Origin of the sequence: Cecembia calidifontis, assembly GCF_004216715.1 — a bacterium.
Classification (GTDB): domain Bacteria; phylum Bacteroidota; class Bacteroidia; order Cytophagales; family Cyclobacteriaceae; genus Cecembia_A; species Cecembia_A calidifontis.
Genome location: NZ_SGXG01000001.1, coordinates 4,910,842 through 4,934,359, shown reverse-complemented (window position 1 = coordinate 4,934,359; position 23,518 = coordinate 4,910,842). Strand labels below are relative to the sequence as shown.

General features: G+C 42.0%; 21 protein-coding genes. 14 read left to right on the top strand and 7 right to left on the bottom strand.

Annotated features, from left to right (window positions below):
- The 9 genes from BC751_RS21325 to BC751_RS21285 all read left to right on the top strand — a co-directional run bounded on the left by BC751_RS21325 (nucleotide 1) and on the right by BC751_RS21285 (nucleotide 10,869).
- Nucleotides 1–1,911: a RecQ family ATP-dependent DNA helicase gene (locus BC751_RS21325; RefSeq protein ID WP_130277370.1), complete on the top strand. Its 1,911-nt coding sequence runs from the start codon at nucleotides 1–3 to the stop codon at nucleotides 1,909–1,911.
- Entirely contained in the window at nucleotides 1,911–2,504 is a 594-nt protein-coding gene (locus BC751_RS21320; RefSeq protein WP_130277369.1) for a hypothetical protein, read from the top strand. The genes BC751_RS21325 and BC751_RS21320 overlap by 1 nt, the downstream gene beginning before the upstream one ends.
- Nucleotide 2,505: 1 nt before the next feature.
- Entirely contained in the window at nucleotides 2,506–3,057 is a 552-nt protein-coding gene (locus BC751_RS21315; protein ID WP_130277368.1) for an NUDIX hydrolase, read from the top strand.
- Nucleotides 3,058–3,068: 11 nt separating this feature from the next.
- A complete protein-coding gene (locus tag BC751_RS21310) occupies nucleotides 3,069–3,509 on the top strand; it encodes an acyl-CoA thioesterase (protein WP_130277367.1) in 441 nt (146 codons plus the stop codon).
- A gap of 178 nt (nucleotides 3,510–3,687) precedes the next feature.
- A complete protein-coding gene (locus BC751_RS21305; RefSeq protein ID WP_207226976.1) occupies nucleotides 3,688–4,362 on the top strand; it encodes a tetratricopeptide repeat protein in 675 nt (224 codons plus the stop codon).
- Nucleotides 4,362–5,339 (top strand): L-threonylcarbamoyladenylate synthase, encoded by a 978-nt coding sequence (locus BC751_RS21300; RefSeq protein ID WP_130277365.1) that lies wholly within the window; start codon nucleotides 4,362–4,364, stop codon nucleotides 5,337–5,339. Before BC751_RS21305 ends, BC751_RS21300 begins: the two co-directional genes overlap by 1 nt.
- Before the next feature lie 72 nt (nucleotides 5,340–5,411).
- The gene (locus tag BC751_RS21295) at nucleotides 5,412–6,611 is read left to right on the top strand and encodes a phosphoglycerate kinase (RefSeq protein ID WP_130277364.1); all 1,200 of its coding nucleotides are present in this window, start codon (nucleotides 5,412–5,414) and stop codon (nucleotides 6,609–6,611) included.
- Between the two features lie 206 nt (nucleotides 6,612–6,817).
- The gene (locus BC751_RS21290; RefSeq protein WP_130277363.1) at nucleotides 6,818–7,150 is read left to right on the top strand and encodes a hypothetical protein; all 333 of its coding nucleotides are present in this window, start codon (nucleotides 6,818–6,820) and stop codon (nucleotides 7,148–7,150) included.
- 269 nt (nucleotides 7,151–7,419) lie between these two features.
- A complete protein-coding gene (locus tag BC751_RS21285) occupies nucleotides 7,420–10,869 on the top strand; it encodes a ThuA domain-containing protein (RefSeq protein WP_130277362.1) in 3,450 nt (1,149 codons plus the stop codon).
- Nucleotides 10,870–10,972: 103 nt separating this feature from the next.
- On the opposite strand, the gene BC751_RS21280 is transcribed toward BC751_RS21285, so the two are convergent.
- The 4 genes from BC751_RS21280 to BC751_RS21265 all read right to left on the bottom strand — a co-directional run bounded on the left by BC751_RS21280 (nucleotide 10,973) and on the right by BC751_RS21265 (nucleotide 14,563).
- Complete coding sequence (locus BC751_RS21280; RefSeq protein WP_130277361.1) at nucleotides 10,973–11,896, bottom strand: aspartate carbamoyltransferase catalytic subunit; 924 nt, start codon at nucleotides 11,894–11,896, stop codon at nucleotides 10,973–10,975.
- 8 nt (nucleotides 11,897–11,904) lie between these two features.
- On the bottom strand, nucleotides 11,905–12,447 hold the full coding sequence (gene pyrR / locus BC751_RS21275) for a bifunctional pyr operon transcriptional regulator/uracil phosphoribosyltransferase PyrR (protein WP_130277360.1): 543 nt from the start codon (nucleotides 12,445–12,447) through the stop codon (nucleotides 11,905–11,907).
- Nucleotides 12,448–12,524: 77 nt separating this feature from the next.
- Complete coding sequence (locus BC751_RS21270) at nucleotides 12,525–14,159, bottom strand: transcriptional regulator (protein ID WP_130277359.1); 1,635 nt, start codon at nucleotides 14,157–14,159, stop codon at nucleotides 12,525–12,527.
- Nucleotides 14,156–14,563, bottom strand: a complete 408-nt coding sequence (locus tag BC751_RS21265; RefSeq protein ID WP_130277358.1) for an EVE domain-containing protein — start codon at nucleotides 14,561–14,563, stop codon at nucleotides 14,156–14,158. The genes BC751_RS21270 and BC751_RS21265 overlap by 4 nt, the downstream gene beginning before the upstream one ends.
- Before the next feature lie 65 nt (nucleotides 14,564–14,628).
- Here BC751_RS21265 and polX point away from each other — a divergent pair, with 65 nt between their 5' ends.
- The 3 genes from polX to BC751_RS21250 are packed head-to-tail and all read left to right on the top strand — an operon-like array spanning nucleotide 14,629 to nucleotide 17,331.
- A complete protein-coding gene (polX, locus tag BC751_RS21260; RefSeq protein WP_130277357.1) occupies nucleotides 14,629–16,380 on the top strand; it encodes a DNA polymerase/3'-5' exonuclease PolX in 1,752 nt (583 codons plus the stop codon).
- Nucleotides 16,377–16,667 carry a hypothetical protein gene (locus BC751_RS21255; RefSeq protein ID WP_130277356.1) on the top strand — a complete coding sequence of 97 codons (291 nt, stop codon included), beginning with the start codon at nucleotides 16,377–16,379 and terminating at the stop codon, nucleotides 16,665–16,667. The genes polX and BC751_RS21255 overlap by 4 nt, the downstream gene beginning before the upstream one ends.
- 22 nt (nucleotides 16,668–16,689) lie before the next feature.
- Nucleotides 16,690–17,331 carry a YiiX/YebB-like N1pC/P60 family cysteine hydrolase gene (locus BC751_RS21250; protein WP_130277355.1) on the top strand — a complete coding sequence of 214 codons (642 nt, stop codon included), beginning with the start codon at nucleotides 16,690–16,692 and terminating at the stop codon, nucleotides 17,329–17,331.
- A gap of 24 nt (nucleotides 17,332–17,355) precedes the next feature.
- On the opposite strand, the gene BC751_RS21245 is transcribed toward BC751_RS21250, so the two are convergent.
- Nucleotides 17,356–18,267 (bottom strand): mechanosensitive ion channel family protein, encoded by a 912-nt coding sequence (locus BC751_RS21245; RefSeq protein WP_130277354.1) that lies wholly within the window; start codon nucleotides 18,265–18,267, stop codon nucleotides 17,356–17,358.
- A 454-nt stretch (nucleotides 18,268–18,721) separates the two neighbouring features.
- On the opposite strand from BC751_RS21245, the gene BC751_RS21240 reads away from it, so the two are divergent.
- Nucleotides 18,722–18,976, top strand: coding sequence for a hypothetical protein (locus tag BC751_RS21240; protein ID WP_130277353.1), 255 nt, complete (start codon nucleotides 18,722–18,724; stop codon nucleotides 18,974–18,976).
- A 23-nt stretch (nucleotides 18,977–18,999) separates the two neighbouring features.
- On the opposite strand, the gene BC751_RS21235 is transcribed toward BC751_RS21240, so the two are convergent.
- Both BC751_RS21235 and BC751_RS21230 read right to left on the bottom strand, forming a co-directional pair.
- Complete coding sequence (locus BC751_RS21235) at nucleotides 19,000–19,509, bottom strand: hypothetical protein (RefSeq protein ID WP_130277352.1); 510 nt, start codon at nucleotides 19,507–19,509, stop codon at nucleotides 19,000–19,002.
- A gap of 132 nt (nucleotides 19,510–19,641) precedes the next feature.
- A complete protein-coding gene (locus tag BC751_RS21230) occupies nucleotides 19,642–19,923 on the bottom strand; it encodes a hypothetical protein (protein ID WP_130277351.1) in 282 nt (93 codons plus the stop codon).
- 571 nt (nucleotides 19,924–20,494) lie between these two features.
- Between BC751_RS21230 and BC751_RS21225 the strand changes: the two genes are divergently transcribed.
- A complete protein-coding gene (locus BC751_RS21225; protein WP_130277350.1) occupies nucleotides 20,495–23,443 on the top strand; it encodes a DNA polymerase III subunit alpha in 2,949 nt (982 codons plus the stop codon).
- Nucleotides 23,444–23,518: the final 75 nt, after the last annotated feature.

The following is a 23,518-nucleotide window of genomic DNA, read 5'->3' as shown; positions in this document are numbered from 1 at the left end:
TTGAAAGAAAAGGCATACCATATACTCCAGACTGTTTTCGGTTATAATGAATTTAGACCGGTACAGTTGGATATTGTCCTTGCGGTCCTGGAAGGGAGGGACTGTCTTGCCCTCTTGCCAACCGGAGGAGGTAAGTCCATTTGTTTTCAAGTCCCTGCATTGGCCATGGAAGGAATATGTGTGGTGATCAGTCCTTTGATCGCTCTGATGAAAGATCAGGTGGACAACCTTAGGAAAAGGGGAGTCCTAGCGGCAGCGATCTATTCCGGTATGGGGAAGAGGGAAATAGATACGGTGTTGGATAATTGTATTTATGGGAATTACAAATTTCTCTACGTGTCCCCTGAAAGACTGAAAACTGAGATTTTTATAGAGCGGTTCAAGCGGATGAAGGTCAATCTAATTGCAGTAGACGAAGCGCATTGCATTTCCCAATGGGGGTATGATTTTAGGCCTCCTTATTTGGAAATAGCCAATATAAGGGAGTACCATCCCAATGTTCCCTGCCTTGCTTTGACTGCATCGGCTACCCTTCAGGTGAAGGATGATATCATTGATAAACTGCAACTGAAATCCCCTGCCGTTTATGTACGTTCTTTCACAAGAAAAAACCTGAGCTATGCTGTACGGATGGCGGAAAACAAACTTGAGAAAGCCATTGAAATTCTAAGAAAAGTCCCTGGTACAGCCATTGTATATGTAAGGAACAGGAAGGGAACCAAAGAAATTGCCTCCATTTTAAACCAAATGGGGATTTCTGCCACCTTTTATCATGCAGGTTTGGAGAATGAAGTCCGTGAAAGCAGGCAGAATGAATGGAAAAAGAATCAGATCAGGGTCATGGTGGCGACCAATGCATTTGGAATGGGAATAGACAAGCCGGATGTACGTTCAGTGATTCATTTGGACCTGCCTGAAAACCTGGAGAATTATTACCAAGAGGCTGGCAGGGCAGGGAGGGATGAAAAAAAGGCCTATGCTGTGCTTATCACTCATCAGCAGGATTTGCAGGTGCTGGAAGAAAGAGCAAAAATGGCATATCCTCCCGTGGAATTTTTGAAAAAAGTTTACCAAAGTCTGGCCAACTATTACCGTATGGCTGTAGGTAGCGGCATGATGAGCAGCTTTGATTTCGACCTGGCAACGTTTGCGGGAACTTATAATCTGGAAGTGCTGATGACTTACAATGCCCTGAAAGTCCTGCAGGAAGAGGGGCTTTTGGAACTCAATGAAAGTTTTTTCAGCCCATCATCCCTGAAATTCATGATAGATCAGAGTAAACTCTACGAATTCCAGATTGCCAATGCAAAGTTGGATCCTTTGGTGAAAATTTTACTCAGGACCTATGGAGGCGAGCTGTTTGTCGAATTTCTGAAAATTCAGGAATCCAAATTGGCCAAATCTATGGGGCTAGCCGAAAGGGATCTGATCAAGATGTTGGAATATATGGATCAGGTAGGAGTGATTTCATACAACAAAAGAAAAGACCAACCCCAGATTACCTTCCTGACGGAGCGCTATGATGCGGGTAAGCTTCCCCTCAACCTCAAAAGAATTGAGGAAAGAAGAATGAATGCCATTTCTAAAGCACAGTCAATGATTGCCTATGTCAAAAATGATGGAATTTGTAGGGCAAATCAGATATCCTATTATTTCGGTGAAGTTTCTGATCTATCCTGCGGTATTTGCGATAGCTGTGTTTCAAAAAAAAAGTACTTGGATAAGGGAGAAGAGCAGGTAAGAAAAAAAATCATTCAAACTTTAAGTGAAGGAAAGGAGTTCTCTCTTTATACCATCCAAGAAATTCCCGGATTGAAAAATGATCAAACTACTATTGGGATTTTGCGTGAAATGGAGGATGAGGGGCTGATAATGTCAGAACCAAGTGGTAACTATAAATTAAAGCACTGATGGCGTCATTCATTGATGATGTTTTGGGGAAATTGTTCCCGAAGAGATCCAAACCGTTATCCATAAAGGAAAATTTTAAGCAGTCCGAAATTAACAAAGAGGCGGTAGCGCAATGGATGCTATCAGAGGAAGGAGAGTCCCTGATGGCATTGGTTTCAAAAAATTATTATTTCAAAAAATCAGGAATCAATGCTTCTCCTGAGGTACATATTTTGAATTCACCCTATGCCAATGGGTTTGCTGTTTCTTATGAAGGTCCTCTTGATGAGAAAACTTTTTCTTATCTTTTCTTTGCTTTTGGTAAGCGAGTGTTAGATTTGGGGTATAAACAGGTCAGTCTTGACAGAAAAATAGAAGAAATCAATGATAGTGTGAGGACGACCGAAAAGCAATATTTTAAGCCACCTTTAAGCAGGGCCGATCTTTCGCAAAAAATTGATCAGCTATTTGGAAATGTCAGTATAGAAAAGGTGAGTATCAACGATAAGCCCAGTTTCCTAAAGGTTTTAGTCACCGTTTATTCGGACCGCCTGTATCAGGATGCCAAACCTTTTGACCAGTTCATAGACTTTATCTTTGAAACCAACACATAAAATGGACAGACTTTCCCTACGATCCAATCTTGAAAAATACAGAACACCTTTTGAAGAAGAAAAATCCTTTGTTAAAGACTTTATCCAACTGACTTTTGATGACAATGCATTTGTCAGAGAAAGGCTAGAAGGTCATTTTACAGGTTCTGCCTGGATCGTCAATAAATTGCGTACGCATGCACTATTGACCCATCATAAAAAACTCAATAAATGGCTTCAGCTTGGAGGACATGCCGATGGGAATGAAAATTTATTGGAAGTTGCACTTGAAGAGGCCAGGGAAGAAAGCGGTCTCACTTCGTTAAGAATAGTGGATCCAGGTATTTTTGATATAGACAGGCATGTTATTCCACAAAAAGGTGGAGTTCCGGAGCATTTTCATTATGATGTCCGTTTTTTGATAGAAGCAGAGATGAATGAACCATTGGTGATATCAGAAGAAAGCAATGATTTGGCATGGATTTCTTTTGATGCTATTCAAGATTTGGTGGGTCCAAATCCCTCCATTTTAAGAATGTTGGAAAAAACCAGTAAGTCGGAAATTCTACTTTAATCATCGAAGACATGCAAAAATATACCATAGAGGATGTTAAGTCCTCTTTTTCATTTTCAGTGCCGATACAGATTAGATTCTCTGATATTGATGGCTACATGCATGTCAATAACGGGATTTATTTCAGTTATTTTGAACATGCTAGGGCAGCGTATTTGTACAAGGTTTGTGGTTGGGATATCATGAAGACAGGTACTGTAGTAGCCAATATCAATATCGATTACAAAGTACCGCTTCACATTATGGATCAACCATCGGTCTATATCCGTTGCAGCCATATCGGCAATACCTCTTTTGTATTGGAACAGGTGTTGATGGGGCCAACAGATAAAGGTGATGTGAAGATTTTTGCCCAGGCCTCTGTAACGATGGTCTCTGTGGATATGAAAACCATGAGACCTGTGGCTGTTCCCCAAGAATATGCCTCAAAAATGAGCGAAAAGTCCATTTGAGCCTTATAATTGATTATCTTTGTGCGCTAAATTAAAAGCCTGTAAAATACTGAACAGTGTTTAATTTGCTTTTTGGGGGGGCGGATCATAAACTCTTGAGGCTAATTAGGCGTATCAATCGATTAAATTTAACAAAAAAGACGTGAGAAAATACTTGATTTGGAGTTTGGTCATTTTCATGACCTGGTCGTGCAGTCCTTCAGCGCAGGAGTTGTTTGAGGAGGGGATAAGATTGCTGGAATCTTCCCAGTATCAAAAATCGATTGAATATTTCGACAGGGCTTTGGATAAAAACCCGGAGTTTACTTCTGCGTTGAACGCAAAAGGAGTTGCGCTTTTTCAGCAGGGGAAATATGATGAAGCCATAGAGGCTTTTACCGCATCCATTGAAATTGATCCGGAAAGCTACAAACCCTTTTTTAACAGAGGGAATGCTTATCTCGAAAAAAAGGCCTTCAAGGAGGCCCTTGTGGATTATAATATGGCCAATGGTTTAGACCCAAAGCAAGTGGATATTTATTATAACCGGGGGCTGGCGCTTTTGGGCCTGGAGGAATATGAGGATGCCATTTTCGATTTTGATGTGGTATTACAGGCCAATCCAAACCATGCTTTGGCACAATTTAACAAAGCCAAAGCCCAGCTGGGCAATAATGACCCGGTTGGCGCTATGGAGTCCCTTTCCAATACAGTCAATTTGGACAATAGGAACGGTGCGGCTTATTATCTGTTAGGAGTGACCCAAATGAGTGCCTTTGGACAAAAGGAGGATGGATGTACCAATCTTAAAATGGCACTAAGCTTGGGATTTACTGAGGCCAAGACCTGGATTGATGATTTTTGTGCAGAATAATGGCTGAAATCGGCAAAGATATAGCAAAGGCCAAAGCTTATTTGGAAAAAGGAGACCTGGTGGGTATTCCCACAGAAACCGTCTACGGCTTGGCGGGAAACGCCCTGAATCCAGATGCTGTTGCTAAAATTTTTTCAGTGAAGAACAGGCCAAGTTTTGACCCACTGATTCTTCATACCTATGATTTGGATAGTGTGGGGCATTTTGTAAAGCAAATACCTGCTCCTCTTAGAAGTTTGGCAGAGCGGTTTTGGCCGGGGCCTTTGACCCTTCTTTTACCCAAAAAGGATATTGTGCCGGACCTCGTGACCAGTGGTCTGGATACGGTAGCCGTTAGGGTGCCGGATCATCCTCTTACCCTTGGGTTGCTTGGTGTCCTAGATTTTCCCTTAGCGGCTCCCAGTGCCAATCCATTTGGCTATATCAGTCCCACCAAGGCCTCCCATGTCAATGACCAGCTTGGGGAAAAAATACCCTATATTTTGGATGGAGGAAGTTGCAAGGTTGGTCTGGAAAGTACCATTGTAGGAATGGAAGGAAATCAAGTGACAGTGTACCGCCTGGGAGGATTGGATATCGGTAAGATTGAAAATGTAGTGGGTAAAGTCGAGGTTATGGCCCATTCCAGCAGCAATCCAAAATCACCTGGGATGTTGAAAAGCCATTACGCTCCTACAAAACCCTTTATACTTGGAGACTTGGATGAGCTTATTGCCGAATATAACTTAAAAGGGAGACGATTCGCCATCCTGGCCTTTAGGAGATATTTTCCACAGATATCAGATCATTTGCAAATACAATTGAGCAGGGACGGAGACTTATCCGAAGCTGCAAAAAACTTATTTGCCGCCATGAGAGCTTTGGATAGCTTGGATGTTTCCGTAATTTTATCGGAATTAATGCCGGATGTTGGTTTGGGAAAAGCGATAAATGACAGGCTGAAAAGGGCAGCTGTCCCTGAAGCGGGGAATCATTAGAGTTTTACCCTTTGTGAATGGAAGTTAATGTTTCAATTTGCTGGAAAATCAAACCTTTTAAACAACAACGATATGACAAACAGAATCAAAAGTGTGGACAATCTTGATTTCAAGGGTAAAAAAGCCCTGATCAGGGTGGATTTTAATGTCCCTTTGGATGAACATCAAAATGTAACGGATGATACCAGGATCAGGGCTGCTATTCCAACCATAGAAAAAATCCTCAAAGACGGAGGTTCTGTAATTTTAATGTCGCACTTGGGAAGGCCTAAGGATGGCCCCACCGACAAGTATTCATTGCGACATGTAGTAGGCAATCTTCAGAAACTATTGGGTAGGCCTGTTAAGTTTGCACCGGATTGTATCGGTGAAGAGGCGAAAAATCTTGCTGCCGGCCTTCAGCCGGGTGAAGTATTGTTATTGGAGAATCTGAGATTCTACAAAGAAGAAGAAAAAGGAGATGAGGCTTTTGCCGAGAAATTGTCCAAATTGGGCGATGTTTATGTCAATGATGCATTTGGTACGGCCCATAGGGCACATGCTTCTACTGCGGTAATTGCAAAATTTTTCCCAACCAAAGCCACAGGTTACTTAATGCTTTCAGAGTTGGAAAATGCAGACAAAGTATTGGAACACCCTGAGCGTCCTTACACAGCCATCATGGGAGGTGCAAAAATTTCCGATAAGATCCTTATCATCGAAAGATTATTGGAAAAAGTGGATAACCTTATCATTGGTGGTGGAATGTCCTATACTTTCTCGAAAGCCAAAGGCGGAACCATCGGAGATTCTCTTTGCGAGGAGGATAAATTGGATTATGTGCTGGAATTGATGAAAAAGGCGGAGGAAAAAGGGGTGAAAATAATTCTTCCATTGGATACCGTTATATCAAAAGCCTTTGCCAATGATGCAGAACAGGGGCTGGCCAAGTCCGGTGAAATTCCTGATGGTTGGATGGGCTTGGATATAGGGCCGGAAACGCGCAAATTATTTGCTGATGTCATCAAATCTTCCAAAACCATCCTGTGGAATGGACCTATGGGTGTATTTGAGATGAGCAGCTTTGTGCACGGAACCGTTGCAGTGGCAGAAGCAATTGCTGAAGCTACCCAAAAAGGTGCTTTCTCTCTGATTGGAGGAGGAGATTCTGCAGCCGCTGTCAATAAATTTGGATTCGCAGATAAGGTTTCCTATGTCTCTACTGGAGGCGGAGCTTTGTTGGAACATATGGAAGGAAAAGTGCTCCCCGGCGTGGCAGCGCTGATGCCATGATGTATGGAAAAATAAGATTGAAAAAGGCCAAGCAATTGGCCTTTTTTGTTTCCTTGATTGTTAATTTTTCAAATTTTGGTCAAAATTTCGGAGCTTTATAAAACATTGATATCTTTGGATACCATATTGGTTCTTAGAACGTTTAAACAATAGTTTTTCAGGAAAGCAATCCTGATGACAATACTTAAATACTACTTTTATAAGTTATGAAAAAGGGAATTTTATTGCTCTTTATTTTTGCCGGAGTTTCATCTGCTTGCATGGAAATCGAAGAAATCAGTGGTCCTTGTGAAATCACAATACTTCTGGCAGATGGATCGACACGCTTTTATGAAATATCCGAAGATATCCGAAGGAACAAGAAAACAGGGGTTTTTACCTATCGTGATGAAAATGGAAGGCTTTGGTCCACTACACAGGATGAGCAGGGGAATTGGTTTTCCAAAAGTGCTGAAAATGGGATAAATGAAGTATTGAGCATATCCTGTGGAGATAAAGTCTATTTTCAAAAAGAGGAAGAAGATACTGGCAATGATTGAACAAGACCTTTTCGTCTCATTCATTTTTAATCATCCAAACTGAAAATGATTTAGAAAAAAGGTGAAAATTAAGACTTTCTGTAATTCTAAATAGTTGCTCCAAAATCTTATTGTAAATTTTACATAATGACAAATTTTCAAATGAAAATTATGTAGCTTTGGGATTTGTTGTGGGATACTGACCAATCTTAAAAATAAATCACCACTTGTGGTATTCCTTTGAACATCATTTGATTTATGCCTTTATATTTCCTGAAATTCAATAACCTATGATAACCTACAAGTTCGCGAAAAAGAGTTTATGGTTCGCTTTGATGATTTTGGTTGTTTTTGCTTCCTGTAACAAAAGGAGCGGAAAGCCCAAAGTCTTGGTTTTTAGTAAAACCGCCGGATTTTATCACGAATCCATTCCTGATGGTATTGCAGCCATTCAAAAATTAGGAGTGGAAAATGGCTTTGAGGTAGACACTACCACCAATGCCGAAATGTTCAATGAAGAAAACCTTCAACAGTATGCAGCAGTCATCTGGCTTAGCACTACCGGTGATGTGCTGAACCATTATCAGGAGGCTGATTTTGAAAGATATATTCAAGCGGGGGGTGGCTTTGTCGGCATTCATGCCGCATCTGATACAGAATACCATTGGGGATGGTATAATCGCCTCGTTGGAGGGTATTTTTCTTACCATCCAGGTATAGGTGATCCCCATCCCAATGTGCAGGATGGTAAATTAAATGTCACGGACAGGAAGCATCAGAGCACGCGGTTTTTGCCTGAAATTTGGAATAGAAGGGATGAATGGTATCATTTCAAAAAAATGAATCCTGATGTGAATGTGTTGATGGACATTGATGAAGAAAGTTATCAGCATACCCAGCCTATGGGGTACCACCCGATGGCCTGGTATCATGAATATGATGGAGGCAGGGCCTGGTACACTGCAGGTGGACATACCAAAGAATCTTATTCAGAAGAGCTTTTCCTTCAGCATATTTTGGAGGGTATTAAATATGCTATTGGTGACAACAAAAAACTGAATTACGCCAAAGCCAAAACCAAGAGGGTTCCTGAGGAAAACAGGTTTGAGAAAAAACAATTAGTTATTGGTGAGTTTACAGAACCTACGGAAATGACCATTCTACCGAATCTGGATATTTTGATTGCCCAGAGAAGGGGTGAAATTTTATTGTATAAAAATGGTGATTCCACTGTAAGAGAAGTAGCCAAACTGGATGTTTATTGGAAAACCAATATTCCCGGCGTCAATGCGGAAGAAGGGGTAATGGGCCTTCAAAAAGATCCGAATTTTGAAAAAAATGGTTATGTATTCGTGTTCTATAGCCCAACGGGGGAAAAAGAAATCAACAGACTTTCCAGGTTTACCTTTAAGAATGATACCTGGGATATGGCTTCGGAGAAAATCATTTTAGAATTTTATTCTCAAAGAAATATCTGCTGCCATACAGGTGGTTCCATTGCCTTTGACAAGGATGGTTTGCTCTATTTATCTACAGGGGACAATTCCACGCCATTTGACCAGCCGAATAGTAAATATGTCAATAGAGGCTTTGCACCATTGGATGACAGACCGGGATTTGAGCAATTTGATGCCCGAAGAAGTTCCGGTAATGCCAATGATTTGAGGGGTAAAATCCTAAGGATAAAAGTAAATGAGGATGGAACCTATGATATCCCTGATGGGAACCTTTATCCTAAAGGTATGGAAGGCACCCGGCCAGAGATTTATGTTCAAGGTAATAGGAACCCTTACAGAATTTCAATTGATCAAAAAACAGGTTTTTTATATTGGGGAGAGGTCGGTCCGGATGCCAATGCAGATAGTTTAAGCACCCGGGGACCAAGGGGATATGATGAGGTGAATCAGGCAAGAAAGGCCGGTAATTTTGGTTGGCCTTATTTTGTGGGAGATAATCAGGCTTATGTGGAATACGATTATGCTACCGGCAAGTCAGGGATAACTTTTGATGCCAAAAAGCCTGTAAATAATTCCAGAAACAATACAGGCATAAGGGAATTGCCTCCTGCTGAACCAGCCTTCATTTGGTATCCATATGCTGTTTCTCAAGATTTTCCTCAATTGGGAACAGGAGGAAGAAATGCCATGGCCGGTCCGGTATATTATGGGGACATGTACCCTAAGGAAACCCGTTACCCTGCTTACTATGATGGGAAGTTATTTATTTATGACTGGGTGAGGGGATGGATCAAGGTAGTCACCATGCAGAAAAACGGCGATTTTGACAAAATGGAGCCGTTCATGTCAGGGACTAAATTCAATGCCATCATTGATATGGAAGTTGGTCCTGACGGTAAAATATACATCTTGGAATATGGAAATGGGTGGTTCAGCAAGAATCCCGATTCAGGCCTATCCAGAATAGATTTCAATGCCGGTAATAGAACTCCTGTAGTGAAAGGTGTGAAAGTGGATAAAACCTCCGGTGCCTTGCCCTTTACCGCAACCTTCACTGTGGAAGCGAGCGACCCGGAAAAAGATCCCTTGACTTATGTCTGGGATCTAGGCACAGGTGAAAAAATTACCACCAAAGAACCTACACTCACGCATACTTTTACTCAAGTAGGGGATTATGATGTGCAGGTAGAGGTGAGCGATCCGGGTAAGCTGAGGGCAAAGAGTACCATTATTTCAGTTTATGCAGGTAACATCGCTCCGGAAGTAAGCATCAAGATCAAAGGAAATCAAAGTTTCTATTTTCCCGGACAAAAGGTAAGCTACGAAGTCAGTGTGAATGACCCAGATGACCCCAAAGCAGGTGAGGACCTTTCTACGCTATATGTTTCAGCAGATTATATCACAGGTTTGGATCAGGCAGAAGCATCAAAAGGACATTTGATTATGACTGAAGCCATGATCGGAAAAAGTCTGATCAGTTCTCTGACCTGTAAAACCTGCCATAAAGAGGACGAAGCTTCGATTGGCCCTGCTTACGTGGATGTGGCCAGGAAATACAGACGTAACCCGGATGCTGTTTCTTACCTTGTCAATAAGATTCAGAAAGGTGGAGGAGGCGTATGGGGTGAAACCGTCATGCCTGCCAATCCTGACCTGAAATTTGATGATGCCTCGAAAGTAGTGGCTTATATCCTTTCCTTAGGAAGAAGAACGGAAGAAAAGCTATCATTGCCTGCTTCAGGTTCGGTAGATCCGGTTTTAGGTAAGACCCTGAGCCCAACGGGAGTATTTGTACTTTCAGCCAGCTTCACAGACAGGGGAGGGAACAATATAAAACCACTGACAGGGAATACTTCGGTTACCTTGAGAAACTCAACCATGAGTATGGGACTGGCCAGAAATATGGAAGGGGTTAGCGTTATGAGCTTCAATGGAATGGATCTTCTTATTTTGCCTTCGGCACCGGCCTCTTTTGCTTTCCAGCAAATCGATCTGACCGAGATAGGTTCTGTGGTGTTGACCGGTGGAGGCCAAGAGTTGTCTAAACAGGGCTTTGATGTGGAAATCAAGTTGGGCAGCCCGACAGGGACGAAAATAGGAGAAGGGCAGTTCAAAGTCTCATCTCAAGGACCAGAAGGAAGAATGTTTGGAATTGGTAATATCGATATTTTCCTAAGCAATGCCCAAGCGGGTAAATTACATGATGTGTATTTTGTAACCAAACCAAAATCGGAAGAAGAACCTATGGCTGCCTTAATGTCTGTAGAGTTCAAAAAGAAATAAGATTTCCAAAAGATTCACGCAAAAAGGGCTTTTCTGATTTCAGAAAAGCCCTTTTTGTTTTTTGCTTAAGGTTTTAAGATTTACAGCTGCTTATTTTGGTAAATTATTTGACGCCTGCAAGTAAGTAAAGTACAGCCATCCTTACAGCAACGCCATTCTCTACTTGCTGTAAAATGATGGAATGTTCACTGTCCGCCACATCAGAGTTGAGCTCCACCCCTCTGTTGATCGGGCCTGGATGCATGATGACAATTTCTTTGTCCAGACGGTCCAGCATTTTTTTATTGATTCCAAAATAAAGAGAGTACTCTCTTAAAGAAGGAAAATATTTGATCTGTTGCCTTTCCAATTGGATTCTCAGGACATTGGCCACATCACACCACTTTAAGGCCTTCTCTACGTCATGCTCTACTTTTACTCCAAGGCTTTGGATGTGTTTGGGAATAAGCGTAGTTGGACCACATACCATGATCTCAGCACCTAATTTTTGAAGGCAAAAAATATTGGAAAGTGCTACCCTGGAATGAAGGATATCTCCAATAATGGCCACTTTTTTGCCGGCTACATCTCCCAGTTTTTCCCTGATAGAGAACGCATCCAATAAGGCCTGGGTTGGATGCTCATGAGTTCCGTCACCGGCATTCACAATGTTAGCGGAAATGTTTTTGGCTAAGAAATGCGGAGCTCCCGGGCTACTGTGTCGCATGACTACCATATCCACTTTCATGGATAGGATGTTGTTGACCGTATCAATGAGGGTTTCGCCTTTTTTGACAGAACTGGTGCTGGAGGAAAAATTGACCACATCGGCGGATAATCTTTTTTCTGCGAGTTCGAAGGAAAGGCGGGTTCTGGTAGAATTTTCAAAAAAAATGTTGGCGATGGTAATGTCTCTCAGTGAAGGAACTTTTTTAATGGGGCGGTTGAGTACCTCTTTGAAATTGTCTGCCGTCTCAAATATCAATTGAATATCTTCCGCTGTGATATCTTTGATGCCTAAGAGGTGTCTGGTGCTGAGTTGTGACATATTTTGATTTAAGCTTTTTCTGTAATCCAAATGGCGTCTTTTTCAAAGCCCTTCTCAGTCCATTCTACCGAGACATATTGGCTTTCCAAGGTATTTACCTTTACCCCACAGTAATCTGGCATAATAGGGTAATCACGGGTGTATTTCCTATCCACCAATACCATAAGCTCCACTTTTTGTGGTCTCCCAAAGGCGATCATGGCATCCAGGGCAGCCCTTACTGATCTTCCTTTGTAGAGTACATCATCAATAAGAACCACTTTTTTACCTTCAATCAGGAAATCGATCTTGGTTTCGTTGGCTTTTAATGGAAAATCTCTTCTGCGGAAATCATCTCGGTGAAAGGTAGCATCAAGGTAACCGAAGGGAACTTTTATGCCGCTGATTTCCTGTAAAGTTTTTACAATTTTATCCAAAACAATCGGACCCCTGGGCTGTAGTCCCAAGAGTACGGTATTTTCAAAAGTGTCGTGGTTTTCAATCAACTGATAGCAAAAGCGTTTAAGGATAATGGCGATTTGCTGTTGATCTAGGACAAGTCTTTTTTGCATGGCTGTGCTTTGCCTGCAAATATAAAAATAAATGCCCAAGAAGGAAGAGCGGTAATTGGGGCTTTTTGATTTTTGTTTTAGTCTATGTTGTCCAAGGGGACATAAAGATCTCCATCAACCGCAATCTTAGTCAGAAAAAACACCTCCTTGGTTTCTTCCCTTCCAGCTGAACCGATGTACCTGACTTTTTGCTTGCCGCTCAGCAGGTAATAATTATCATACCACCAAGAAAAATTGAGGCTTAATTCCTGTGTCTCACGAATGCGCTCGTTTTCATTGACCAGTTTGAGTTCAAAAGCTTCATTTTCAAAGATTACCTCGCCGTTTTTCATATAACTCATATAAATTTCAATTCCATCGAGGTAAAGATAGTGCAGCTTATTGCCATCGAAACTCACCTCTCCAAATTTACCGGGAATCTGTGTTATCTTATTGGACAGGTTGAGGGCATTGTCCCATAACACCTGACCTTCTTTTCCAATGTAAATCATGTAGGCAGAAATGAATTTATATTCCCCCTCTGTTTGCCAGGAAAAAGGACTGTACCTCACAGGAGAAAATAATTGGGAGCCGTAAGCTGGACCGTAATTCATGCCGTCAAAATAAAGCCGATTGGGATTGAACCGGTAGGCATCATTGGCATAGGCCCCATCCCTGGGGATATACCTTGGATTGGTGGCGTTGAAATTATCGCTGTATATCAAGTAGCCTTCAGCAGTGGTAATAACCTCCCTGGCTGAAAATACAGGCTTGATTGTAGGTGTTTTACCTTTGTTGAACAGCTTCTCCAATTCCTTCCATCTCCTTGCCCTTTGTTTTTCATTCAGATAATTGAAAAAATTGGGGAAGTCTTCCATGGTGTAATACTTGATTTCATATTCACCAAATTCATTGATTTCAGCAATATAAATCCCTTGATAGGCTTCCCGCTTTCTCTGTCCAAAGGTTCCTATCACAGATTGTTGATAGTCCCGAATGGGAGTAAGCATTCCTTCTATGATTTCAAGGTCTTTGTCATGAAGTTTATCTATAACCACTTCGCGTACTTTCGATCCATTTTCATCGTAAGAAATGATGGAAACTTGTTTGATTTTATATTTGTCACGCTTGCTGATCAGGACATCAATAATTCCCAATTCACTGTCTTTTCTGAGTTGAAGCACCAAAGTTTCTTTTCCATAAATCCCTTGGACAGTATGCACTGTATTTTCTCCAAGATTGAAGATTTGTAGCATGGGCCGCATATCTGCATTGCCTAAAAATACCGCATTCCTATTCAGGACCAAAAACTCTTTCAGGTCCATGGAATAGATGTTTTCCAATGAAAACTCTGATACTTCATCTGTTTCCAGGTTGATTTCCAGTAAGTATTTATCTGAAGTGGCAGCCGAACCTTTCTGCATCAAAGCATAGAAAAAATCGCCCTCTAAATCATAACCAATCAGGTCAAACCCGTCTTTCATCCGGATTTCTTTGATTTCGCTTGCATTGAGCTCATAATCTGTGACAAGATATTGGAACTTTGACCTCAGGTTAAAGCCTTTTTCGGGCTGTGAACGAAAGGCTACCGCACCCCCTGGTTTGTGAATGACCATGAAATCATTTTCCTGAAATTTTGATTCGATTTCAAGTCGGTTCACAAAAGAAAGTTGGGCAAAGGCCATATGACCTGAGCAGATAAAAAATAAAAGAAATGCGGCAAGCTTTTTCATGAAGATAATTTGATAATGTGATCAAATTGGATTTTTTCGATTGGCATAACTGATAGCCTCGATTGTTTGATCAAAGGCATGGTATTAAGCAGGTCATCTGACTTGATCCTTTCTAGATCTATTGGGTTTTTGAGTGCTTTTTTGGGTTTGATTTTGATGGCTACCCAGCCTTTGTTTTCATTGTCTTTTGGATCTGGGAATGCTTCTTCTGAAACTTCTGCTACCCCTACAATTTCTTTGGTTTTACCACTGTGGTAAAACAATACTTGGTCACCGCATTTCATTTCTTTCAGGTAATTTCTTGCCTGGAAGTTCCTGATGCCATCCCATATATCTTCTCGATTTTTACTGAGATCTTCCCAGCTGTATTCACTTGGTTCTGACTTGACTAACCAGTAGTTCATATTTCAACTATTTTCAATCCTTGGCATAAGATAGTTTTTAACATTTTATTTTAAAACAATTATTGATGACATTTGTCCTATTCAGTAACCAAATATTGAAGATTTTGGACCAAAAAAGCATTTTACGCCAGCTTAAGCTCATCATCAAACTCATGGAGCTTCATGATGAAAATTCCTTTAAGATCAGAAGCTATCAGTCGGCAGTCAATACCATTGACAGAGGAGATGTGTCTATAGAGGGTAAAAACCTCGAGGAACTTCAGGCCATCAATGGCATCGGGAAAAGTATTGCCGAAATTATAGTTTCTCTTTACAAGACGGGAACCCATGCTTATTTAGAAGAACTTCTTACCAAGACACCGGCTGGAATTTTGGAAATTCTGGAGATTAAAGGTCTCGGACCAAAGAAAGTAAAAGTGCTTTGGGAGGAGCTGAATATTACTTCAACCCATGAATTGCTTGAGGCCTGTCAGGCAGGTCAGGTGGCCAAAATCAAAGGGTTTGGTGAAAAAACCCAGGAAAGCATTATCCAGGCATTGGAATTTAGAGCTTCCAATAAAGGAAAGTGGCTATTTGCAGATATTGAGCAGCCTATGGAAGTGCTCCATAAGCTTTTGGAAAACATAGGGGAAGTTGAAAAAGCAGTTTCTGTGGGGGAATTTGCCCGTAAAATTGAAATTATTGAGACTGTCGAATGGTTGATTTCAACAAAGGATCCCAGAGTGGTAATAGAAAAACTTTCCAAAATAGAAGGATTGGAAAAAGATCAAAAGCTTTCCAGCCCATTCAAATGGAGGGGTAAGCTTTTAGATCCGGAAGTGAACCTTATTATCCATTTTGCTTCGCCTTCCGTTTTTCTGACAGATAAAATGCTGCGTACAGGCAGCAAGGCACATTTGTTGTATCCTTTGAGGGAAAATAAGACTTTGGTTGAGGTACTCAGACAGGAAGGTCCTTTTGATACAGAAGCAGCTGTTTACTCCCATGTGGGAATTCCATGGATTCCGGAAGAATTGAGAGAGGGATTTGTAGAATATGACCTGGCCAGGGAGAATAAAATTGATCAATTACTTAAAGAAGGGGACCTAAAAGGCATACTGCATAACCATACCACATACAGTGATGGGAAGCATAGCCTAAGACAAATGGCAGAAGCATGTAGGGATTTGGGTTATGAATACCTGGGGATTTCAGATCACAGCAGATCAGCAGGATATGCCGGGGGATTGGATATTGAGCGGGTACAAAAACAGCAGGAAGAAATCGATGCTTTGAACAAAGAACTTGCCCCTTTCAAGATATTCAAAGGAATAGAGAGTGATATCTTGACAGATGGCAGCCTGGATTATCCGGAGGAGGTGCTGGCAAGCTTCGATTTTGTGGTTTCTTCCATCCATTCAGGTTTGAGCATGGATAGGAAAAAGGCTACCGCAAGGTTATTAAAAGCCATTGAAAATCCATATACTACCATATTGGGACACCCCACAGGCAGGTTGTTGTTGAGAAGAGAAGGATATCCAGTGGATCATAAGGCAATTATAGATGCCTGTGCAGCATTTCAGGTGGTGATAGAGATAAATGCAAATCCTTGGAGATTGGACTTGGACTGGAGGTGGGTCAATTATGCCATGGAAAAAGGAGTGATGCTGTCTATCAATCCAGATGCCCATGAGGTGGAAGGTTATGGAGATATGCGGTATGGTGTGATTGTGGGGCGTAAGGGAGGCCTTACCAGGGACATGACATTTAATGCAAAAAGTAAGCAGGAGCTGGAAATATATTTTGAAAAAAGAAAACAAAAAATCAAAAAAGGATGAGTAGCTGGATGGAAAAAGACCCGGGAATGTTGCTTAAGCGCTCATTTCTATTTGGGATGGCTGGAATCATCTTGTGTTTGGCAACAGTCTTCAATAATTATTTTGAAATAATTGCTTTACCTCATGGTCCGATCAATGGAATAGGAATTGCCTTGCAGCTTTTTGGATTGAGTATTGCTGTACTTGTTCTGAGAAGGAGAAAAATTGAAGAAGCGCTTAAGGATAAAGCCAAAAAAATGATACTGGTCTTGTCAGTAGCGTTAATTTATTTTTTTCTGGTCATATAGATTGGGAAGAACTGTGCAATTTTTGAGGCAAAATATTATCATCTATTGTTTAGCTTCCTTGCTTTTAACTTGCCAAGAAAAAGAGGTTTTTTCCTGGAAGGAAGGTGATATCCTATTTCAGGATGGGGATTGCGGTGATTTCTGTGATGCCATCAGGAAGGTAACCCAGGGTTATCAGGGCATGGATTTCTCACATAATGGCTTATTGATCAAAGAAGGGAAAGATTGGATGGTGCTGGAAGCTTTGGGCAAAGGAGTAGTGCTAACCCCTTTGGATGATTTTTTAAACCGGCACAGGGATGCAAGCGGGAGGCCTAAGGTAATGGTGGGGAGAGTAAAGGAAAATTACCAGCGACTGATACCTGAAGCCATCAAGGAAGGCAAAAAACATTTGGGTAAGCCTTATGATCTTTTTTTTGATTTTGAGAATGATGCATTTTACTGTTCTGAACTGATCCATGTAGCATTCAAGGCTGCCAATGATGGGAAGGATGTTTTTTCTCCTCAGCCTATGACTTACAAAGATCCCGAAACGGGCCTACTTTTTCCTATTTGGGAGAAGTATTTTGAGGATTTAGGGGTGGAAGTCCCAGAGGGAAAACCTGGATTGAACCCGGGGGGCATGTCATTAGAGCAAGTCCTTGAGATGCATTCAATTCATTAGATTTTTTGGTAGAGGATGGCAAAGTCACCCGATTGGTTGATTTGTCATACTCTCTTTTTGCATATACACGGAAGTGATCGGATAAACAATTCTGATATCGGTTTCTGTTCTAAAGCGTTCGAGAATGGCTTCCGTAACCTGATGTTCAAATACCCTTCTTTTTCTGGGATGGCAGAGGTAGCGAAGCGAAAGCTGGATTCCCCTTTCATTGATTTTGGTGTAAACTGTAGGGGTATATTGGCCAAAGTGGATAAAGTGTTCTTTATGGGCCTTCATCATGGCCCTTTCAATAGTTTTGAAACCATCCTGCATGAGCTCATACATGATGTCTTTGAGGATTTGCTGGGCTTTCTTGTGATCAGAATCCAGGCTAATGTAAAGCTGTTGCTCGTTCCAGATGTATTCGAAGCCCTGGCTGTAATTGGCCTGGGGGTCTGAAAAGACCTTGCCATTGGGAACGTGTACAATTCTTCCGGTGCTTTGCTCTGCGTCCACCCAGTTGCCTACTTCCAGGAGGGAAAACTGGAACAGCCTGAGGTCCACCACATCTCCTTTGAATTCCCCGATCTGTATCCGGTCACCCACGTCAAAAGGCTTTCTCCAATAGATAAAGATCCATCCGGCGATATTGACAAAGATATCCTTTAAGGCAATTGCGATACCCGCTGACAACAAACCCAAAAAGGTGGTGATGGATTGGAAGTTGCTGATCCAGATGTTTCCAATTAAAAGCAAACCTACAATGGCTAAAGTGTATTGGATGGTCTTACGCCAATGATACACCCGCTTCATGTCATCGGCTGTTCTTATACCGATGAGTTTGTAGGTTCCTTTTTTGATCAGCCAAAGAACCAATAGAATGATGACGGTCTTGTAGATATTCCACCTGACCTCATATTCTACGATATCATTGAGATAGTCTATCCAGTTTTCCATAGCTCAGAAGTAAAGCTAATCGGACTTTAGCTGATTCACAAAGAAAATTAATGTTCTTTAGAGGAAAACTATGAAAGACATCATCGAAAGTAAACAGCTCAAGCGTCCAGTAAGAAATCCTTGAGTTGTCTGGAGTTGCAACTTGATAGACTGTCCCGGGGTAACTCTCCAAAAACTCCTTCTTGCAGATGACCTTTTTACTACTGCAAACCTTGCATAATCCTTCAATCCAAGATCTGCACCATATATTACTGTCGAGGATCTGCTGGAGTAAGCCGATCCCTTTGCCGAGTAGATATTTTAGTGCTTTTTTTTTTTTTTTTTTCTGAGCGTTTCCCTGAAACTGTTTTTACTTTTTCTTGAATAAGTCATATGGGCAATTCTCTGCTCCCTGAATTTAGATCTTGGTCTTTTCACCCCCCCCAGATGGGAACAGAGCCTAAACTGCTGGTTTTTGGACAGTACTTTACCGCATAATACTGTAAGGCCCAGTCTGTGTTTAGCGCTCCAACAATTGCCTGTCACTGGTGTTGAGATAGGCCTTCAGGAACATGAGTGCAAACATGCCCTTGCTGCCAAATCAGCTCAAGGCACCTCTTCCCGGGCGTTCTTCGGGAAGACAGGAAACAAGAACATCCCAAGGGATAGAATCAAATGGGAAGATGCATTTAAAATAATACATCTTCCCATTTTATCGGTTAACTTATAAATTAAATTGGGTCAAAAAATCAGTTATTTTATAGTCTGTTCTTCCTTTTTTTCACATCTTTGGTTATCTCCTGATGGCCAACAAGGAGTACAGGTACATGTTCCACCAAAAACACTTAAATTACATCCGCTGGGACACCCTGTACATGAACATCTTTTTTCCGAAAGCAAAAAACCTCCATTTTCATCCTCTTCAAGAAAATACCCTGTTTCAACCGATCCATCATCACTTATTGCCTTTAAGAAATAAAAGGATTGGTCATTTTCGTTGCTGGAAATGAGTTCAAACATATTAAAATCCAATAAATTATCTTCGAATTGATTATCCTCTAAAAGCAGTTGTTTGAATAAGCTTTTGTCTAAAGGCAATTTAGTACCATCCATAATTAAAGAAATTTGCTCCTTTATATCATTATCAAAAAACACCTTCGAATCATTAAATGATATTTCTTCAGGGAAACCGTCTCTATCTTGGCAAGAGGATATTAAAGCAAAGAAAGAAATAAGAAACGCAATAATTGATTTATTTTTCATGACTTTAATAATTTAAAATCCTCCCCCTTTCGCACCATGCGGGGCGGGATTACCTTCCCCAAAAAGTAAATCTTCCGGAATGTTTTGACTTTTAAACTAAATTTGCACTCCATAGAAATAAAAATCAAGTTTTCACCAATGATTTTTTTCCAAAAAGATTTTAGACTGTATTCCCCAGTCCAAATTGCCAAGTACCACATCAGTGTAAAAGTGGAGCCTTTCCATATCCAAAAGCTGGAGCATGGGATAGCCTGCTGAGTAATCCACTTCAAATTCAGGTATATACTGATTGGGCCCTCTAATAGAAGCAATATTGCCCTTCCTTATATACAAAATCTCGATAAAGTCGCTTAATGGCCCCACCAACACAAATTTGATGCAATCCAAGTTCCCGGAAAATTTTCGCTGGCGCATGGATTCTATGACAATAGGAGGAACTGTCCTTCCCTCAAGCTTTGAGTTCCAAGTGCCGAAAGTGGATAATAAATTCCCATTTTTTTCCCTTCAAGATGTAAAGGATTTGGTGTATCCCTGGCTTCAAAAAAACTAATCAGTAGGATTCATCTTCCTGCAACATCACAGACCCACCGCAACTTATAAATAAAAAGATACAATTGAACTCCAAGAAGAAACCAAAATCGTATATAAAAAGGATTTATAACTTTCATTGATTTTGTAAACCCATTAGGGAAAGCTTTGAAATCCATGAATCGAATTTTTTTAGAATGATCTTCCTAAATTTCCATTGTTTATTTCTTCCTATGTTCCTCTTGGCGATGTTTAGCGGAAAGCTAATTTTTACATTAGGCTCACATCCATCCTAAATTAGACCCTCAGTTTTTCTTGTTTCCACTCTGATATCTTCCTCTTCGGTACTTGGTTTTTAAGAATTGTTTTGTTTAAATTATAAACACATAAATGTTAATTTTTTTAACATTTTAGAATAAGTAAAGTTATCTATTCCCCTTCCTGATCAAGTAACGTCATGCATCTCAACTGCCACTCCTACTACAGCTTCAAATACGGCACCCTTTCCATCGAAGGGCTGGTAGCGCAGGCCAAAAGCCAAAAGCTCGATGCACTAGCGCTGACGGATATCAATTCCGTAGCCGGGGTATTCCCATTTATCCGGGAAGCCCAGAAAAACGGCATCCACCCCGTGGTCGGCATTGATTTCCGCAACGGTGTCAAACAGCAGTATATAGGTCTGGCCAAAAACCAGGAAGGCTTCTATGAACTCAACCGCCACCTTTCCCATCGCCGGATCAAAGGATTGGCTTTTGAGGACAAAGCCCCGACTTTTCAGCACAGTTTTATTGTCTATCCTTTTCGGGAGAAGACATTTCCTTTGCGGGAAAATGAATTTATCGGTATCCATCCTTATCAGTTGAACCGTCTGGTCAAGTCTCCATGGTACCGCTATAAGGATAAACTGGTATTGCTACAGTCTGTCAGTTTTTCTTCCAAACTGGAATTCAATGCCCACCGACTCCTGAGGGCAGTGGACAAAAATACCCTGCTCAGCAAACTCGAACCCGAAGAGCAGGGAGATATTGGCGATCAATTTTATTCCTACGCCGATATGGTGGCCCGTTGCGAGGGACATAGCTACCTGCTGTACAATTCCCAGCGCCTGCTCGAAGCCTGCCAGTTTTCCTTCTACTTCCAAGCGGTGAAAAACAAGCGGGATATCCTGGGCTCGGACTGGGAGGACTTTGACTACCTGAGGCAGGAAACATTCAAAGGTGCTATTCGACGTTATCCTGATCTAACTCCCGAAATCAGTAAGCGCATCGAAAAGGAGCTGGAACTGATCCAGCAAAAAGGCTTTGTCTCCTACTTCCTGATCAATTATGACATTGTAAACTTTGCCCAACAGCGGAACTTCTACCATGTAGGCAGGGGAAGTGGTGCCAACAGTATCGTGGCCTATTGTTTGGGCATCACCGATGTAGATCCCATCGAATTGGATCTGTATTTTGAGCGCTTTATCAACCTTTACCGGGAGAATCCACCTGACTTTGACATCGATTTCAGTTGGACGGATAGAGATGAAGTCGTGAAGTACATTTTCGACAAATACAACAAAGTAGACCAGGAGCATGTGGCCCTGCTGGGTTCCTACAGTACCTTTCAGGCCAATTCCATGTTGCGGGAACTGGGAAAGGTCTTTGGCCTGCCCAAAACCGAGATCGAGTCCCTGATCTACCATGCGGACAAGCCTGATTACGTTCCGGACCAATATGGGAAATTGATTCTGAAATACAGTCAGGTGCTCCACGGGATGCCTTCCCACCTGACCATTCATGCCTGCGGGGTATTGATCTCCCACAAACCCATCCACTACTACACTGCTACCGAAATGCCTCCCAAGGGATTCCCCTTGGCGCATATTGATATGCATACCGCAGAGGATATCGGGCTACATAAGTTTGACATTCTTTCCCAGCGGGGCTTGGGCCATATCAAAAGCAGCCTGGAAATCATCTATAAGAATCAGGGGATAAAGGTGGATATCCGTCAGGTGGAAAAATTCAAGAAGGATCCCAAAATCAAAGAACTGCTAAGAACCGGACATACCATCGGGGCCTTCTATGTGGAATCTCCTGCTATGCGTATGCTGCTGGCCAAGATGAAAGCAGATGAGTACTTGGAGCTGGTTGCTGCCAGTTCCATCATTCGTCCGGGAGTCGCCCGTTCGGGGATGATGCGGGAATATATCCTACGGCATGTGGATCCCGAAAGGCGCAAGCAGGCCCATCCTGTGATGATGGACATCATGCCCGAAACTTACGGCATCATGGTCTATCAGGAAGATGTGATCAAGGTGGCGCATTACTTTGCAGGACTTTCGCTGGCTGAAGCGGATGTGCTCCGGCGCGGCATGAGTGGCAAGTCCCGCTCCAAAGACGAGTTTCAGCGGATAAAGGACCAGTTTTTTATCAATTGCGAGAGATTGGGAAGAGACCCCCAAATCACCAAAGAAGTATGGCATCAAATCGAGAGTTTTGCAGGTTATTCCTTTGCCAAGGGGCATTCGGCTTCCTTTGCTGTGGAGAGTTATCAGAGCCTGTACCTGAAGGCTTACTTTCCGCTGGAGTTTATGGTGGGGGTAATCAACAACTTTGGAGGCTTCTATCATACCGAATTCTACATTCATGAACTACGGATGAATGGAGCCGATATCCAAGCTCCCCATATCAACGAAAGCGAGTACCTGACCAATATCAAAGGTAAGACTGTATATCTAGGCTTTATCCACTTGAAATACCTGGAAAAGGCCACGGCAGAAAAAATTCTGAGCGAGCGTAGGGCCAATGGTCTGTTTGCGGGCCTGTCGGACTTTATTGCCCGGGTGGATATCAGCTTGGAGCAAGCACTCATCCTGATACGTATAGGTTGTTTCCGATTTACAGGTAAGAGCAAGCAGGAACTGCTCTGGGAGGCTCATTTTATCCTGAACAAACGCAAGGCTGTAGCTACCGGCAATGAGCTTTTTCGGCAGGCGGGGTTTCGGGAATTACAGGTTCCTGCGCTTGAGGATGCCGATCTTCGGCAGGAGATTGTGGACCAGATCGATATTTTGGAATTCCCTTTGGACAGTCCCTTCCACCTGGTCAAAGATCAGACCGTGCCCAGCATCAAGGCGAGGAATCTGAAGCAGTATCTGGGCAAGCAGGCGCAGATTATCGGCTACCTTGTCACCATCAAATATACCCGAACGGTGAAGGGAGATGTCATGAACTTCGGCACCTTTATCGACAGGGAAGGAGACTGGATAGATACCGTGCATTTCCCTCCGGTGGTGAAAAAGTACCCCTTCAAAGGCCGCGGCATCTACCTGATCAAAGGCAAGGTGACCCAGGAATTTGATTTTTACAGCATAGAGGTGGAAAGTTGCGAAAGGATGGCCTATTGGAATGCAGCTGATTGAGGGTGGTTGATGGTCCAAGACTAGGCCTTGAACCAAAATCACCAACCAAAAAAAACGAATGAAAACTAAATCATT

Bases quoted from the DNA above. Each gene is read 5' to 3' on its own strand.
- BC751_RS21320 (WP_130277369.1), top strand. From the start codon at position 1,911: ATGGCGTCATTCATTGATGATGTTTTGGGGAAATTGTTCCCGAAGAGA.
- BC751_RS21315 (WP_130277368.1), top strand. From the start codon at position 2,506: ATGGACAGACTTTCCCTACGATCCAATCTTGAAAAATACAGAACACCT.
- BC751_RS21310 (WP_130277367.1), top strand. From the start codon at position 3,069: ATGCAAAAATATACCATAGAGGATGTTAAGTCCTCTTTTTCATTTTCA.
- BC751_RS21305 (WP_207226976.1), top strand. From the start codon at position 3,688: ATGACCTGGTCGTGCAGTCCTTCAGCGCAGGAGTTGTTTGAGGAGGGG.
- BC751_RS21300 (WP_130277365.1), top strand. From the start codon at position 4,362: ATGGCTGAAATCGGCAAAGATATAGCAAAGGCCAAAGCTTATTTGGAA.
- BC751_RS21295 (WP_130277364.1), top strand. From the start codon at position 5,412: ATGACAAACAGAATCAAAAGTGTGGACAATCTTGATTTCAAGGGTAAA.
- BC751_RS21290 (WP_130277363.1), top strand. From the start codon at position 6,818: ATGAAAAAGGGAATTTTATTGCTCTTTATTTTTGCCGGAGTTTCATCT.
- BC751_RS21285 (WP_130277362.1), top strand. From the start codon at position 7,420: ATGATAACCTACAAGTTCGCGAAAAAGAGTTTATGGTTCGCTTTGATG.
- BC751_RS21280 (WP_130277361.1), bottom strand. From the start codon at position 11,896: ATGTCACAACTCAGCACCAGACACCTCTTAGGCATCAAAGATATCACA.
- pyrR (WP_130277360.1), bottom strand. From the start codon at position 12,447: ATGCAAAAAAGACTTGTCCTAGATCAACAGCAAATCGCCATTATCCTT.
- BC751_RS21270 (WP_130277359.1), bottom strand. From the start codon at position 14,159: ATGAAAAAGCTTGCCGCATTTCTTTTATTTTTTATCTGCTCAGGTCAT.
- BC751_RS21265 (WP_130277358.1), bottom strand. From the start codon at position 14,563: ATGAACTACTGGTTAGTCAAGTCAGAACCAAGTGAATACAGCTGGGAA.
- polX (WP_130277357.1), top strand. From the start codon at position 14,629: ATGACATTTGTCCTATTCAGTAACCAAATATTGAAGATTTTGGACCAA.
- BC751_RS21255 (WP_130277356.1), top strand. From the start codon at position 16,377: ATGAGTAGCTGGATGGAAAAAGACCCGGGAATGTTGCTTAAGCGCTCA.
- BC751_RS21245 (WP_130277354.1), bottom strand. From the start codon at position 18,267: ATGGAAAACTGGATAGACTATCTCAATGATATCGTAGAATATGAGGTC.
- BC751_RS21235 (WP_130277352.1), bottom strand. From the start codon at position 19,509: ATGAAAAATAAATCAATTATTGCGTTTCTTATTTCTTTCTTTGCTTTA.
- BC751_RS21230 (WP_130277351.1), bottom strand. From the start codon at position 19,923: ATGCGCCAGCGAAAATTTTCCGGGAACTTGGATTGCATCAAATTTGTG.
- BC751_RS21225 (WP_130277350.1), top strand. From the start codon at position 20,495: ATGCATCTCAACTGCCACTCCTACTACAGCTTCAAATACGGCACCCTT.